Genomic DNA, 15,257 nt, shown 5'->3' on the forward strand with positions numbered 1-15,257 from the left:
CTGGCATCAAATTGTCGGCGTTGTCTTGTCATCTGTTTCCTCGTCGATATGGATTGTCACCCTATCGACCTGTCCGAGGAAATTAGACCACTGCAGTTAAGCAGTTGAAGCTGATTTTGCAGTTCCAGTCAAAACCCCAAAACCTCACTCCCCATACTGCCTCAACCCCTCCAGATCCAACACCTCAATCACCCCATAATCCACCTTCACCAGCCCCTGCTGCTCCAGCACCTTCAGCGCCTGGTTGGCCCGCTGCCGCGAGATCCCCGCCAGCAGCCCGATCTCCTCCTGCGAAATCTCCAGCGTCTTCCCCAGCCCGGGGTACAGATGCTCATTGAAGAGCGAAGACACGGCGCGCGCCACCCGTGAATCGATATCGAGCAGCCGCTCATACTCAACGGCAGCAATGAACTGCCCCAGCCGCTCATTGAACTGCGTCAGCAAGAACCGGGTAAACGGCAAGCTGGTATCCAGCAACCACTGAAAAGTCTCGCGCGGCAGGAAGGCAATGCGCGAGCGCCGCAGCGCCATCACGTCATACTTGCGGATCTCGGCCTTGAGCACGGCGCCTTCGCCGAACCAGCCCCCCGTAGGCACACCGGTGAATGTGACCGACTTACCGGAAGGCGATACCGTAGTGATCTTGACGATCCCCTCCAGCACCCCCATCCAGTGCTCCGCCATATCGCCTTTATGGCAGACATAGTCGCCCTGGCTATATTCGCGCACGCACATGGCGCGGCGGACAATGTCGCGTTGTTCTTCACTGAGGTCGGCTGCCCACACGCAGCGGTCGACGAAATCGTTGAGCATGACCTGGAGAACCTTCCCGTAGGGATTAACCCGGAATTGTCATCGGCGTGACAACCGGGGGAAATGGCATGGACTATCTTACGATCACCACGAACCGCAAATGCGCGCCAGGACAGGCGCGGCGGGCTTGTTGCGTTGCGGCAGAAACGCCGCCGGGCAAAACAGGCCAAGTATAACCAGCGGCAGCAGGCTTGGCACCGGTGGCGGACCCCCGCTTTCGGAGTGACAGGAGACATCCATGCAGGAACCGTCGGCGACGACCTTCCCGCGCTTGTTGCTTGCGCATGCGCAGCAGCGGCCGGAAAGCCCGGCTTACCGTGAGAAGGATCTCGGGATCTGGCAAACCTATAGCTGGGCGCAGACCGCGCAGGAGATGCGCGCGCTGGCGTGCGGCCTGGCTGCGCTGGGCTTTGCCCGCGCAATGAACCTCGCGGTGGTCGGCGACAACCGGCCGCGCCTGTACTGGGCCATGAGCGCGGCGCAGGCGATGGGCGGCGTGCCGGTGCCGCTTTACCAGGACGCGATCGCCGGCGAGATGATCTACGTGCTGAACGACGCCGAGATCGACTTCGCCATCGTGGAGGACCAGGAGCAGGTGGACAAGCTGCTGGAGGTGGAGGAGCAGCTTGCCGCGCAGGGCCGCAAGGTGCGCCACATCATCTATGAAGACCCGCGCGGGCTGCGCGACTACGATCATCCGGCGTTGATGTCTTACCAGCGCCTGCAGGAAATCGGCCGCGAATTCGATCGTGCCAATCCCGGCTACTTCGATGCGGCGGTTGCCGCCGGCGAGCCCGACGACACCGCCATCATCCTCTACACCTCCGGCACCACCGGCAAGCCCAAGGGCGTGTGCCATTCGCACCGCGGCCTGATCGGCGCGGCGCGCAACGGCTGCGCGTTCGATGGCCTCACCGCGAAGGACGATGTGCTGTCCTACCTGCCGATGGCATGGGTGGGCGACAACCTGTTCTCGTACGCGCAGGCCATGGTGGCGGGATTCACCGTGAACTGCCCGGAATCGCGCGAGACGGTCATGACCGACCTGCGCGAGATTGGCCCAACCTACTACTTCGCGCCGCCGCGCATCTATGAAAACCTGCTGACGCAGGTGATGATCCGCATGGAAGACGCGGGCTGGATCAAGCGCAAGCTATTCCACTGGGCCATGGGCGTGGCGCGCCGCTGCGGCACCGACATCCTCGATGGCGACCCGGTGCCGCTGGCCGACCGGCTGCGCTACGCCGCGGGCGAGGTGCTGATCTTCGGGCCGCTGCGCAATGTGCTGGGCATGAGCCGCATCCGCGTGGGCTACACGGCGGGCGAGGCGATCGGCCCGGACCTGTTCCGCTTCTATCGTTCCATCGGCGTCAACCTCAAGCAGTTCTACGGCCAGACCGAAACCTGCGCCTATGTCTGCCTGCAGCCGGACGGCAAGGTCAAGTTCGATTCGGTCGGGCCTGCCGCGCCGGGCATGGAGATCCGCATTGCCGAGAACGGCGAGGTGCTGGTGCGTGGCGTGGGCTTGCTCAAGGCGTACTACAAGCGCGACGACGCCACCCGCGAGGCGATCAACGACCAAGGCTACTTCATGACCGGCGACGCCGGGGTGATCGATGCCGACGGCCACCTGAAGATCATCGATCGCGCCAAGGATGTGGGCAAGCTGTCCGACGGCGCCATGTTCGCGCCCAAGTACATCGAGAACAAGCTCAAGTTCTTTCCCTATATCAAGGAAGCGGTGGCGTTCGGCACCGGCCGCGACAGCGTCTGCGCGTTCATCAACATCGATTTCGATGCCGTGGGCAACTGGGCCGAGCGGCGCCACCTGGCCTATGCGGGCTACATCGACCTGGCGGCGCAGCCAGAGGTGATCGCCATGATCGGCGAGTGCGTCGAGCAGGTGAATGCGGACCTTGCCACCGATGCCATGCTGGCCGGTTCGCAGGTTTCGCGCTTCCTGATCCTGCACAAGGAACTCGATCCGGACGACGATGAGCTCACTCGCACGCGCAAGGTGCGGCGTGGCTATATCGCCGAGAAATACGCGTCGCTGATCGAGGCACTGTACACCGGCAAGACAGAGCAGTTCATCGAGACGCGCGTGAAGTTCGAGGACGGACGCGAAGGCAGCGTCTCGGCCACGTTGAAGCTGGTCGATGTAAAGCGCTTCGGGCCGGCCACTGCCGGTGCGAAGCGCGCAGCATGAGCGGGGGCGGGAGGATGACGCAAATGGCATGGCAAGGCGTGGAGCGCGGCGGCGATGACCAGCCGGTGTGGAGCGGTGCGTCCGCGGCGGCAGGGGCAACAGCGCAGGCGCTCGGCGGGGTCCAGGCGGAACATGCGCAGGTGCGCAAGGCCGGGGACGTGATACTCGACCTGCAGAACATCTCGCTGGCTTTCGGCGGCGTGAAGGCGCTGACCGATATCTCCTTCGATGTGCGCGAGCATGAGATCCGCGCCATCATCGGGCCCAACGGCGCGGGCAAGAGCTCGATGCTCAATGTGATCAACGGGGTCTACCACCCGCAGCAGGGCCGCATCGTGTTTCGCGGCGAGGAACGGCGCAGGATGCATCCCACCGCCGCGGCGCGCCAGGGCATCGCGCGCACCTTCCAGAACATCGCGTTGTTCAAGGGCATGACCGTGCTCGACAACATCATGACCGGGCGCAACACCAGGTTCCGCAGCGGCCTGCTGGCCAATGCGCTGTGGTGGGGCCCGGCGCGCAACGAGGAAATGCAGCACCGGCGCAAGGTCGAGGAGGTGATCGATTTCCTCGAGATCCAGGCCATCCGCAAGACGCCGGTAGGGCGCCTGCCCTACGGCCTGCAAAAGCGCGTGGAACTGGCGCGCGCGCTGGCGGCCGAGCCCTCGATGCTGCTGCTCGACGAACCGATGGCGGGCATGAACGTAGAAGAGAAGCAGGACATGTGCCGCTTCATCCTGGACGTGAACCACCAGTTCGGCACCACCATCGTGCTGATCGAGCACGACATGGGCGTGGTGATGGATATCTCCGATCGCGTGGTGGTGCTGGACTACGGCAAGAAGATCGGCGATGGCACGCCCGACGCGGTGAAGGCCAACCCGGACGTGATTCGCGCCTACCTCGGCGCGGGCCATTGATGCCGATGCACACGCAACGCACGCAACGCACGGAACGAGACAAGGAAAGCCATGACGTTCTTCTTTGAAATCCTGATCGGCGGCTTATTGTCGGGGTTGATGTATTCGCTGGTGGCGCTGGGGTTCGTGCTGATCTACAAGGCATCGGGCGTGTTCAACTTCGCGCAGGGCGCGATGGTGTACTTTGCCGCGCTGGCGGTGGTGGGGCTGATGGACAAGGGCCTGCCGATGTGGGCGGCCGTGATCGGCGCGTTTGGCGTGATGGTGGTGGTGGGCATCAGCACCGAACGCCTGGTGCTGCGCAAGCTGGTCAACCAGCCGCCCATCACGCTGTTCATGGCCACCATCGGGCTGTCGTTTTTCCTCGAAGGGCTGGGGCCGCTGCTGTTCGGCAATGAAGTGCGCCCGATCAACCTCGGCATCGTCGACGAGCCCATTGAAGCCATCCTGACGCGCTTCAATATCGTGGTGTCCAAGTTCGACCTCGCAGCGGCGGGCATCGCCGGCATCCTGGTGGGCACGCTGGCGCTGTTCTTCCAGTACACCAAGGTGGGCCGCGCATTGCGCGCGGTGGCGGACGATCACCAGGCGGCGCTGTCGCTGGGCATTCCGCTGCAGCATATCTGGGCCATCGTGTGGGGCGTGGCGGGCTTTGTCGCGCTGGTGGCAGGCATGCTTTGGGGCTCGCGCAATGGCGTGCAGTTTGCGCTGACACTGACCGCATTGAAGGCGCTGCCGGTGCTGATCCTGGGCGGCTTTACCTCGGTGCCGGGCGCCATCGTCGGCGGGCTGATCATCGGCGCCTCGGAGAAGCTGGCCGAGATCTATATCCCGCCTGTGTTCCAGTCCGCGTTCGGCGGCAACTTCGGTGGCATTGAAGGCTGGTTCCCCTATGTGTTTGCGCTGTTGTTCCTGCTGGTGCGGCCCGAAGGGCTGTTCGGTGAGAAACACATCGATCGTGTCTGACCGGCCCTCGCCACAGGAGAGAAAACATGTTCTACCGTGAATCCGGCCAGTTCAAGACCACCTACGTCGCCGACAGCCAGATCTTCCCCATCCGCCAGGACCGCATCGGCTTCGCGGTGCTGATGGCGGTGGCCTTCGTGGCGATTCCGCTGCTGGGTTCGGAATACTGGTTCTCGGCCATCCTGATCCCGTTCCTGATCTTCGCGCTTGCCGCGCTCGGGCTCAATATCCTCACGGGCTACGCGGGCCAGCTTTCGCTGGGCACGGCGGCCTTCATGGCGGTGGGCGCTTACGCGGCTTACAACTTCCAGCTGCGCATCGAAGGCCTGCCGGTGCTGCTGACCTTTATCCTCGCCGGCTTGTCGGCGGCGCTGGTGGGCGTGGCGTTCGGCCTGCCGTCGCTGCGCATCAAGGGCTTCTACCTTGCGGTGGCGACGCTGGCCGCGCAGTTCTTCGTGGTGTGGGCGCTGACCAAGTTTCCCTGGTTCTCCAACAACAGTTCATCGGGCGTGATCACCGCGCAGCAGTTGAACCTGTTTGGCATCGCCATCGATACGCCGGTGAAGAAGTACCTCTTCGTACTGATGCTGGTCACGGTGTTGGCCATCGCGGCCAAGAACCTGGTGCGCTCCTCCACCGGGCGCGCCTGGATGTCGGTGCGCGACATGGACGTGGCGGCGGAGGTGATCGGCATTCCGCTGATGCGCACCAAGCTGCTGGCCTTTGCCGTCAGCTCGTTCTACTGCGGCGTGGCGGGCGCGCTCTATGCATTCTGCTACCTGGGCTCGGTCGAGCCGGACGGCTTCTCGCTCGACCTTTCCTTCCGCGTGCTGTTCATGATCATCATCGGCGGCGTGGGCAGCATCCTCGGCTCGTTCCTGGGCGCGGCCTTCATCCTGCTGCTGCCGATCTTCCTGGACATCGCGCTGCCGCCGCTGGCCGCGCTGCTGCACCTGCCCTTTACCAACGCCGCCGTGTCGCATATCCAGCTGATGGTGTTCGGCGGGCTGATCATCTTCTTCCTGGTGGTGGAGCCGCATGGCCTGGCGCGGCTGTGGCAGATCGCGAAGGAAAAGCTGCGGCTGTGGCCATTCCCCCATTGAATCTCATTGCATCGACGCTTTTTAGGCCGGACCAAGACAAACGGGTATTCCATAACAAACACACCTGCCAAGGTGAAGGAGACTGTCATGACCACCCTGATTCGCAATCTGCAGCGCATTGCCCTGGCGGTGGGCGCGTCGGCCGCGCTGCTGGCGCCGCTGGCGGTGCAGGCGCAAAGCGGCGAGCAGTTCGTCGCGCTGCCTAGCTATCGCGTCGGTCCTTATGGCGCCAACGGACAGTCCTTTTATGGCGGCTTCGTCGACTACCTGAACTACGTCAACCTCAAGGAAGGTGGCGTGAACGGCGTCAAGCTGTCGTGGGAAGAGTGCGAGACCGAGTACAACAACGCCAAGGGCGTGGAGTGCTACGAGCGGCTCAAGGGCAAGAGCGCCACCAGCAAGGGCACCGCGTATCACACCATGTCGACCGGCATCTCCTACGCGCTGGTGGACAAGACCGCGGCCGACAAGGTGCCGCTGGTGATGATGGGCTATGGCCGCACCGATGCGGTCGACGGTTCGGTCTTCCCCTATGCCTTCCCGCTGGTCACCACCTACCAGATGCAGGTCTCGGCCATCGTCAAGTTCCTGGCGGGCAAGAACGGCGGCTCGCTGGCCGGCAAGAAGATCGTCTACCTGTACCACGACTCCGCCTATGGCAAGGAGCCGATCGTGGCGCTGGAAGCCGAAGCCAAGCTCGGCAAGTTCAACCTGGTCGAGATCCCGGTGGCGCACCCCGGCAACGAGCAGGGCGCGCAGTGGCTGAAGATCCGCCAGGAGAATCCTGACTATGTGATCTTCTGGGGCTGGGGCGTGATGAACCAGACCGCGCTCAAGGCCGCGCAAAAGGTGGGCTTCGCGCGCGACAAGATGATCGGCTCGTGGTGGGCAGGTTCGGAAGAAGACACGGTACCCGCCGGCGAGGCCGCCAAGGGCTATATGAGCGCGACATGGAACGTGGCGGGCAAGGGTGTGCCGCTGATCGCCGATATCGACAAGGTGGTCTACGGCGCCGGCAAGGGCAATATGCAGGACCGCAACAAGGTCGGCTCGGTGCTCTATAACCGTGGCGTGTCCGCGGCCGTGGTGACGGTGGAAGCGATCCGCGTGGCGCAGGCCAAGTACGGCAAGGGCAAGGTCATGAGCGGCGAAGACATGCGCTGGGCATTCGAGAACCTGAACGTGAACAGCGCCCGCCTGCAGCAACTGGGCGCCACCGGCCTGCTGCCGGAGATCAAGACCAGCTGCGACAACCATGAAGGCTCGGGCAAGGTGAAGATCCAGCAGTGGGACGGCACCAAGTGGGTCGTGGTGTCGGACTGGATCGAAGGCAACAAGAACCTGATCCATCCGCTGTTCAAGGCGAGTGCCGCGCAGTTCGCGAAAGAGAAGGGCATCACGCCTGTGTGCATGAAGTCTTGATCGGGCGAGAGAGATCAGCAGGCGTTGCAAGATGCTGATTGTTTGCGCCCCTCTCCCGCATGCGGGGGAGGGGAGAAGTATGCGGCGACGCCTCGGGGCGCTCCCGCAGGCTAAGAACCACCAACCGAGCCGCACCATGAGCCTGTTGTCCGTCAACAATATCGAAGTCATCTACGACCACGTCATCCTGGTGCTCAAGGGCGTTTCGCTCGACGTGCCGGAGGGGCGGATCGTGGCGCTGCTGGGCGCCAACGGCGCGGGCAAGACCACCACGCTCAAGGCCATCTCCAACCTGCTGCACGCCGAGCGCGGTGATGTCACCAAGGGCTCGATCGAGTACCGCGGCAACCGGGTCGACCGGCTGACGCCCAATGAATTGGTCAAGCGCGGCGTGATCCAGGTGATGGAGGGGCGGCATTGCTTCGCCCACCTGACGCTGGAGGAGAACCTGCTCACCGGCGCCTATACGCGCGGTCTGTCGCGCAGCGAAACACGCGATGCGCTGGAGCGCATCTACGAATACTTCCCGCGCCTGAAGACGCGCCGCAAGTCGCAGGCGGGCTACACCTCCGGCGGCGAGCAGCAGATGTGCGCGATCGGCCGGGCCATGATGGCCAAGCCCAGCATGATCCTGCTGGATGAGCCATCGATGGGGCTGGCGCCGCAGATCGTGGAAGAGATTTTCGAGATCGTGCGCGACCTGAACCAGCGCGAGAAGGTCAGCTTCCTGCTGGCGGAGCAGAACACCATGGTGGCGCTGCGCTATGCGGACTACGGCTACATCCTGGAGAACGGCCGCGTGGTGATGGATGGCGCCGCAGAGGCGCTGCGCACGAATGAGGATGTGAAGGAGTTCTACCTGGGCGTCGCCGCCAATGATGGAGAGGGCGGCGGGCGAAGCTCTTTCCGCGACGTAAAAAGTTATCGCCGCCGCAAGCGCTGGCTCGCCTGACAGGAGCCCTCGGTTGCACGCGATGCCTCACGCGTTTCATCACGCGACTTCCCCTACGCGAACTACGCACCATGTCTGAATACTTCGATTCGCTTGAAACGCGCGCTCCGGCCGTCCGCTTGCAGGCTTTGCTGGACGCGTTGTCGCGCCAGGTTGCGCATGCCAAGGCGCATGCGCCTTATTTTGCGGAGGTGCTGCGCGACGTTGACCCGCGCGCGCTGGACTCACGCGCCGCGCTGGCGGCGCTGCCGGTAACGCGCAAGTCCGAGTTGACGGCGCGGCAAAAGACGATGCCGCCGCTGGGCGGGCTGAATGCGACGCCGCCCGGCGGCCTGCGCCACATCTTCCAGTCGCCCGGCCCGATCTTTGAGCCCGACGGGCATGGCGCCGACTGGTGGCGGATCGCGCGCGCAATGTTCGCGGCGGGCTTCCGCTCGGGCGACCTGGTCTACAACACCTTCTCCTATCACTTCACGCCGGCCGGCATGATGATGGAAACCGGCGCCCATCGGCTTGGCTGCTGCGTGTTTCCGGCGGGCGTGGGGCAGACCGAATCGCAGGTGCAGGCGATGGCGAGCCTGCAGCCGGCGGCCTACGCCGGCACGCCATCCTTTCTCAAGCTGCTGCTGGAAAAAGGCGACGAGCTCGGCTTGCCCTGCCAGGGCCTGAGCAAGGCGCTGGTGTCAGGCGAGGCATTGCCGCCTTCGCTGCGCACCTGGTTCACCGAGCGCGGCATCCGCGTGCAGCAGATGTACGGCAGCGCCGACGCGGGCCTGATCGCCTACGAGACGCAGGGCGGCGATGGCTGGGTGGTGGACGAGAATGTGCTGGTGGAGATCGTCGAGCCGGGCGGCACGCAACCGATGCCTGACGGCGAGACCGGTGAGGTGGTGGTGACGGTGCTGGGCAATGGCGACTATCCGCTGATCCGCTTCGGCACGGGCGACCTGTCGGCGTTCGTTGCCGGTTGCGATCAGCGCGCCAGCCCGTGCGGGCGCACCAACCAGCGGCTCAAGGGCTGGCTGGGACGCGCCGACCAGACCACCAAGGTCAAGGGCATGTTCGTGCATCCCGGGCAGGTGGGCGAGGTGGTGCGGCGCCATCCCGAGGTGCGCGCGGCGCGCCTGGTGGTAACGGGCAGCGTGGGCGCCGACGTGATGACCCTGCACTGCGATGCCACGCGGGACGATGCGGGGCTGGCGCAGGCCATCGGCGAATCGCTGCGCGAGGTGATGCGCCTGCGCGGCGAGGTGCGCTTCGTGGCGGCGGGTTCGCTGCCGCAGGATGGCAAGGTGATCGAGGACGCGCGGCGTTACGACTGAGTGCGATCGCGGCCAGGGGGCGGGGCTGCATGGCCGCCGGCGGACCGCGTCGGCAGCCACAGCAGCCATGCGCTGACGGCTGCCGCGATGGCGACCAGCGTCAGCGAGGCAAGCGAGCGCTCGCGCATCAGCCACGCGGTGGTGCCCATCGACAGCCACATCATGCCGATGGCCAGCTGCTTGGCACGCAGGGGAATGCTGCGGTGGGCCTGCCAGTCACGCACCAGCGCGCCGAAACGCGGATGCGCCAGCAGCCGCGCATGGAAACGCTCGGAGCCGCGCGCGAAACACGCGGCGGCCAGCAAGACGAAGGGCGTGGTCGGAAGCACCGGCAGGAAGATGCCGACGGTGCCCAGCACCAGGCTGAGCACGCCGAGGACCACCCACAGCGCGCGCAGCGCCCGCTGCCGGCGGCTGCGGATTGCGCAAGGCGCGGGCGTAGCGGATGGCAACGCGCTCAGACCGCGAGCCCCAGGCGGGCGCGCGCGTCGTTGTACTCGGCCTTCATGCGCGCCACGATTTCGCCCGCGGTGGGGATGTCGTGGATCTGGCCCACGCCCTGGCCGGCGCCCCAGACGTCCTTCCATGCCTTGGCCTTGGAGGCGCCGCTGGAGAAGTCCATCTTGGTCTTGTCGGCCTGCGGCAGGTTGGCGGGATCCAGCCCCGAGGCTTCGATGCTCTCGCGGATGTAGTTGCCGTGCACCCCGGTAAACAGGTTGGTGTAGATGATGTCGGCCGCGGCGGAGGTGGTGATCGACTGCTTGTAGGACTCGCTGGCATGCGCTTCCTGCGAGGCGATGAAGCGGGTGCCCACGTAGGCGAAGTCCGCGCCCATGGCCTGCGCGGCCAGCACGGATTCGCCGGTGGCGATGGAGCCTGACAGCGCGATCACGCCGTCGAAGATCTTGCGCACTTCGCCCACCAGCGCGAACGGCGACAGCGTGCCGGCATGGCCGCCGGCGCCGGCCGCCACCAGGATCAGGCCATCCACGCCGGCCTCGATCGCCTTCTCGGCGTGGCGGATGCTGATCACATCGTGCAGCACGATGCCGCCATAGCTGTGCACCGCGTCGATCATCTCCTTGGGCGGCGCGCGCAGCGAGGTGATGAAGATGGGTACCTTGTGGTCCACGCAGACCTTGATGTCGTGCTCCAGGCGCACATTGGAGTTGTGCACGATCTGGTTGACCGCGATCGGGCCGACCGGCTTGCCCGGGTTGGCGGCGCGGAAGGCGGCCAGGTCTTCTTCCATCTGCGTGAGCCAGTCGCCCAGCATCTCGGCAGGGCGCGCGTTCAGCGCGGGGAAGGAACCGACGATGCCCGCCTTGCACTGCGCCAGCACCAGCTCGGGGTAGCTGACGATGAACATCGGGGAGGAAATCACGGGCAGCGCCAGGTTTTGCAGGACCTGGGGCAATTGTTTGGCGGCGGGCATGGCGTCTCCTGGACCACGGTTGGGCGCCGGTGGCGCCCTGGATATGAACGATCGTTCGATTATAGGGAGTTTCGGCTGGCGGGCGTTAGAAGGGGCTGTCTACCTGCGCTATTGCCGGGGCAACCTGCCGGGGCAACCTGCGGGGACAACCTTTGAGCCCAATCTACGCCGGAACGCGCGTCGTCTGCAAGTAACATGGCGGCATGCATTTCGTCGCCGGCCCTGCCACAAAACGGCCGGCTGCCGCGTCTTGTCTCAACCGCCAGATTTCACGAGCTCGCACCGAAAGGCCCAGCCATGGCCCACACCGTCCGTCTCCCGTACTCCAGCTTGCCCCCAAGGCCTTCAAGGCATTGCTCGACCTGTCCGCCACCGTCCAGAGCGGCTTGCTCGGCAAGCGGCTTGTCGACCTGGTTTTCCTGCGCGTGTCGCAGATCAACGGCTGCGGCTTCTGCATCGACATGCACTGGCGCGACCTGATCCGGCAGGAGGTGGATCCGCGCCATCTCAACGCCGTCGCCGGCTGGCGCGAAGCGCCGTTCTTCAGCGAGCGCGAGCGCGCCGCATTGCGCTGGGCGGAGATCGTCGCCGCCACGCCGCACAGCGATGCGAGCGACGAGGAGTTTGCCGCTTTGCGCGTGCACTTTTCCGATGAGGAGGTCGCCGAGCTTGGCTTTGCCATTGTCACGATCAACGCGTGGAACCTGCTCAACGTAAGCTTGCGCAACCCGATCCCGGAAAAGGCGTAACCGCCGTCAGGGCAAAAAAAAAACCCCGCTACGCCGCGGGGCAACTACCACGAAGACTGATAGGAAGAGGCGGGAGGGCACCTGCCAATGCCGCATCCGCACAGCGGACTATAGGCGGCGTTTATGACGGACTGAAGACGCTCGCGTGAAGACGGGATGACGGCAGCAATCCTGCGATATGGCAGGTTTGCTCCCCACTAGTGGGAGAGGAAGACAGCCGTCGTCGTAGCACGAGGCTTTGGCCTGTTCGTCGGCTTCGGCCAATGCCCTTGGTTGTCAGATCTTTTCCAGCAGCAGGCCCTTGAGGTACTCGCCTTCGGGGAAGGCGGCCAGCATCGGGTGATCGGTGCCGGCCGAGAGGCGGCGCAGGATGCGCGCGTCGGCACGGGCATCGGTCGCCGCGCCCGCCACGATCTTCTGGAACAGTTCCATGCTGATGGCGCCGGAGCAGGAGTAGGTGAACAGAAGGCCGCCCGGGCGCAGCAGCTGCAGGCCGACCAGGTTGATCTCCTTGTACGCGCGCGCGGCACGGTCGATGTGCTGGGCCGAGGGCGCGAACTTGGGCGGGTCCAGCACGATCAGGTCGAATTGGCGGCCGTCGGCGCGGAACTGGCGCAGCGACTTGAACACATCGGCGTCGAGCCAGGTCGCCCGCTCGGGGTCGAAGCCGTTGAGGGTGACGTTGCCCGCGGCGGTCTTGAGCGCTTCGCCGGAGGAGTCGATCGAGGTCACCGAGGTGGCGCCGCCGCGCAGCGCCGCCAGCGAGAAGCCGCCGGTGTAGCAAAAGCAGTTGAGCACTTCGCGCCCGTTGGCCAGATCGCCCACCAGCTTGCGGTTGTCGCGCTGGTCGACGTAGAAGCCGGTCTTGTGGCCGCTCTTCACGTCCACGTAGTAGCGCACGCCGTGCTCGGTCACGTTGAGCTCGGGATCGGGCTCCGCGCCGGCCAGCACGCCGGTCACCAGCGGCAGGCCTTCGCGCTCGCGCACGGCGGCGTCGGAGCGCTCGTACACGTTGGGGCAGCCGGTTTCCTTGACCAGCGCCTGCACCAGCGCATCCTTCCAGGCTTCGACCCCGGCCGCGTTGAACTGGCACACCAGCTGGCCGTCGGCGCCGCTGCCGTAGTAGTCCACGATCAGGCCCGGCAGGCGGTCGGATTCACCGAAGACCAGGCGCACGGCGTCGCTGTCTTTCACCCACTGCTTGCGATGCGCGAGGGCTGCGGACACGCGCCGCTTGAACATGGCGTGATCGACCGGCTCGTTCTCGTCGAAGCTCCACACCCGCACGCGAATCTGGGAGGAGGGGCTGTACGCCCCGCGCGCCAGGAAGCGGCCGTCGGCGGCGCGCACGATCACGGTGCTGCCGGACTCGCAGCGGCCTTCGACGGTATCCACGCCGGTGGCGTAGACCCAGGGGTGGCGGCGCAGCAAGGATTTTTCCTTGCCGGGCTTGAGGGTGATGGTGTTCATGGGTCTTTATTTTGGACGCCAAACGAAGGCGAGCAGATGCGCCAGTGCCGTTTGAAGTGCCTGATTGTTTTAACTCCCTCTCCCCTCAGGGGGAGAGGGGCGGGGAGAGGGGTGGCTTAGCCAGGAGCTGCGGCGAGCGGAGCCAACGGTTTTGTCCGGCACGGCGGCATTGGATGCGCCCGCCCTCTCCCCTAACCCCTCCCCGCCGTGCGGGAGAGGGGAGCCAGGCATGGCAGGGCATGGCCGGATGGTGGCAAGCCCGGTGCAATCCTGGCCCGTCACACTGTTTTCTACCGCCTACAGCACCACCTTCACCATCGGGTGCGACGTCAGCGCGCGGTACAGCTCGTCGAGCTGCTCGCGGCTGGTGACCCATACCGTGACGGTCAGGCCGAGGTAGTTGCCCTTGGCTGAAGGACGCATCTCCATCTTGCCGGCGTGGAAGTCGGGGTCGAACCCCTGCACCAGCGTCACGATGGCCTCGGCAAAGCCATCCTGCATGCTGCCCATCACCTTGATGGGGAAATGGCTGGGATACTCGATCAGCGACTCGGCCGGCGGGATGTCGCCCGGCTTGCCCTGGTCGGAATTGTCGGCGCTCATTTCAAGGCCCTCCTTACTTGCGCTTGAACCACAAGCGGATGGTATCCCACAGGCGGCCAAAGAAGCCTGCCTCGGGCACGTCTTGCAGCGCCACCACCGGGAACTCGGCCACCTTGGTGGCGCCGTCCATCAGCTTGACCGTGCCGACCTGCTGGCCGGCGGCGATCGGGGCCAGCAGCAGCTCCTGGCGCTCCAGCACCGGCTTGATGCGCCCGCCCGTGCCCTTGGGCACGGTGATGTAGGTCTCGTCCTTGACGCCGATCTTGACGGTGGATTCCTTGCCCTTGTAGATCTCGGGCGTAGCCAGCACCTGGCCGCGGTCGTACAGGCGCAGCGTGTCGAAGAACTGGAAGCCGTAGTTCAGGATCTTCAGGCTTTCCTGCGTGCGGACCGCTTCGGTGGTGGTGCCGATCACGATCGAGACCAGGCGGCGCGAACCGTTAGGCACATTGGCCAGCGGACGCTTGGCCGACGAGATCAGGCAGTAGCCGGCCGACTTGGTATGGCCGGTCTTGACGCCGTCGACCGTCGGGTCGATGTAGAGCAGGCGGTTGCGGTTGGGCTGGCGGATCTTGTTGTAGGTGAAGTCCTTCTGCGCGTACATGCTGTAGTACTCGGGGAAGTCCTTGATGATCCGCGTGGTCAGCGTGGCCAGGTCCATGGCCGTGGTGTAGTGGTTCGGGTCGGGGATGCCGTCGGTGTTGGTGAAGTGGGTGTTCTTCATCCCCAGTTGCTGCGCTTCGCGATTCATCATCGCCACGAAGCCTTCCTCCGAGCCGCCGACCGCTTCGGCCAGCGCCAGCGCCGCGTCATTGCCCGATTGCACGATCAGGCCCAGCAGCAGGTCGCGCACGCTCACCGGCTTGTTGGCTTCCAGGAACATGCGCGACTCGTCGCTCTTGACCTTGAGGATGACCGTGGTCGGCACCACGGTCTGGTCGATCGTGAGACGCTTTTCCTTGATTGCGGCGAACGCCAAGTACGCGGTCATCAGCTTGGTCAGCGAAGCCGGCTCGATGCGCACATCGGCGTTCTGCGAAGCCAGGGCCTGGCCGCTGGTGACGTCGTACAGCATCCAGGACTTGGCCGCCACCTGCGGCATCGGCACACCCTGGGCGCGCACGGGAGCCGGGGCAAGCACCACGGCGGCGCCGACGATGGCGGCGGTGACCAGGGCGGACGTGTTGGCGGACGCGAAAAGCGGCGTGGCTCTATTCAACATGATTCAGTTTCCGACAAAAAAAGGGGCAGGGAGTGCTTCCGGTGACATGGCGGGGGCGGCGCGCCGCCCCC

The 15,257-nt window shown here is 65.1% G+C and carries 13 protein-coding genes and 1 pseudogene; 8 read left to right on the forward strand and 6 right to left on the reverse strand.

The window, feature by feature from the left end:
* Nucleotides 1–144 precede the first annotated feature (144 nt).
* Complete coding sequence (locus ACYP5B_RS21720; protein ID WP_267605311.1) at nucleotides 145–813, reverse strand: Crp/Fnr family transcriptional regulator; 669 nt, start codon at nucleotides 811–813, stop codon at nucleotides 145–147.
* A 238-nt stretch (nucleotides 814–1,051) separates the two neighbouring features.
* Here ACYP5B_RS21720 and ACYP5B_RS21725 point away from each other — a divergent pair, with 238 nt between their 5' ends.
* The 7 genes from ACYP5B_RS21725 to ACYP5B_RS21755 all read left to right on the forward strand — a co-directional run bounded on the left by ACYP5B_RS21725 (nucleotide 1,052) and on the right by ACYP5B_RS21755 (nucleotide 9,707).
* Nucleotides 1,052–3,022, forward strand: coding sequence for an AMP-dependent synthetase/ligase (locus ACYP5B_RS21725; protein WP_400091398.1), 1,971 nt, complete (start codon nucleotides 1,052–1,054; stop codon nucleotides 3,020–3,022).
* A gap of 14 nt (nucleotides 3,023–3,036) precedes the next feature.
* A complete protein-coding gene (locus tag ACYP5B_RS21730) occupies nucleotides 3,037–3,942 on the forward strand; it encodes an ABC transporter ATP-binding protein (RefSeq protein ID WP_400091399.1) in 906 nt (301 codons plus the stop codon).
* 51 nt (nucleotides 3,943–3,993) lie between these two features.
* Nucleotides 3,994–4,908, forward strand: coding sequence for a branched-chain amino acid ABC transporter permease (locus ACYP5B_RS21735; protein WP_006160142.1), 915 nt, complete (start codon nucleotides 3,994–3,996; stop codon nucleotides 4,906–4,908).
* A 26-nt stretch (nucleotides 4,909–4,934) separates the two neighbouring features.
* Entirely contained in the window at nucleotides 4,935–6,011 is a 1,077-nt protein-coding gene (locus tag ACYP5B_RS21740) for a branched-chain amino acid ABC transporter permease (RefSeq protein ID WP_400091400.1), read from the forward strand.
* 87 nt (nucleotides 6,012–6,098) lie between these two features.
* Nucleotides 6,099–7,433, forward strand: a complete 1,335-nt coding sequence (locus ACYP5B_RS21745) for an ABC transporter substrate-binding protein (protein WP_400091401.1) — start codon at nucleotides 6,099–6,101, stop codon at nucleotides 7,431–7,433.
* 136 nt (nucleotides 7,434–7,569) lie between these two features.
* Nucleotides 7,570–8,385, forward strand: a complete 816-nt coding sequence (locus ACYP5B_RS21750) for an ABC transporter ATP-binding protein (RefSeq protein ID WP_045236120.1) — start codon at nucleotides 7,570–7,572, stop codon at nucleotides 8,383–8,385.
* Between the two features lie 71 nt (nucleotides 8,386–8,456).
* Nucleotides 8,457–9,707: a phenylacetate--CoA ligase family protein gene (locus ACYP5B_RS21755; RefSeq protein WP_459571043.1), complete on the forward strand. Its 1,251-nt coding sequence runs from the start codon at nucleotides 8,457–8,459 to the stop codon at nucleotides 9,705–9,707.
* Here ACYP5B_RS21755 and ACYP5B_RS21760 read toward each other — a convergent pair.
* Both ACYP5B_RS21760 and ACYP5B_RS21765 read right to left on the reverse strand, forming a co-directional pair.
* On the reverse strand, nucleotides 9,698–10,159 hold the full coding sequence (locus ACYP5B_RS21760) for a YbaN family protein (protein WP_459571044.1): 462 nt from the start codon (nucleotides 10,157–10,159) through the stop codon (nucleotides 9,698–9,700). The genes ACYP5B_RS21755 and ACYP5B_RS21760 overlap by 10 nt on opposite strands.
* Nucleotides 10,160–10,164: 5 nt before the next feature.
* Nucleotides 10,165–11,142 (reverse strand): NAD(P)H-dependent flavin oxidoreductase, encoded by a 978-nt coding sequence (locus ACYP5B_RS21765; protein WP_318238625.1) that lies wholly within the window; start codon nucleotides 11,140–11,142, stop codon nucleotides 10,165–10,167.
* Nucleotides 11,143–11,439: 297 nt separating this feature from the next.
* On the opposite strand from ACYP5B_RS21765, the pseudogene ACYP5B_RS21770 reads away from it, so the two are divergent.
* A pseudogene (locus ACYP5B_RS21770) lies at nucleotides 11,440–11,891 on the forward strand (carboxymuconolactone decarboxylase family protein).
* 276 nt (nucleotides 11,892–12,167) lie between these two features.
* Here the strand turns inward: ACYP5B_RS21770 and ACYP5B_RS21775 are convergent.
* The 3 genes from ACYP5B_RS21775 to ACYP5B_RS21785 all read right to left on the reverse strand — a co-directional run bounded on the left by ACYP5B_RS21775 (nucleotide 12,168) and on the right by ACYP5B_RS21785 (nucleotide 15,186).
* The gene (locus ACYP5B_RS21775) at nucleotides 12,168–13,361 is read right to left on the reverse strand and encodes a class I SAM-dependent rRNA methyltransferase (protein ID WP_318238627.1); all 1,194 of its coding nucleotides are present in this window, start codon (nucleotides 13,359–13,361) and stop codon (nucleotides 12,168–12,170) included.
* A gap of 297 nt (nucleotides 13,362–13,658) precedes the next feature.
* Nucleotides 13,659–13,964: a YbeD family protein gene (locus tag ACYP5B_RS21780; protein WP_183032022.1), complete on the reverse strand. Its 306-nt coding sequence runs from the start codon at nucleotides 13,962–13,964 to the stop codon at nucleotides 13,659–13,661.
* Nucleotides 13,965–13,977: 13 nt separating this feature from the next.
* Entirely contained in the window at nucleotides 13,978–15,186 is a 1,209-nt protein-coding gene (locus ACYP5B_RS21785) for a D-alanyl-D-alanine carboxypeptidase family protein (RefSeq protein ID WP_459571046.1), read from the reverse strand.
* Nucleotides 15,187–15,257: the final 71 nt, after the last annotated feature.

Source organism: Cupriavidus sp. 8B (genome assembly GCF_054589115.1).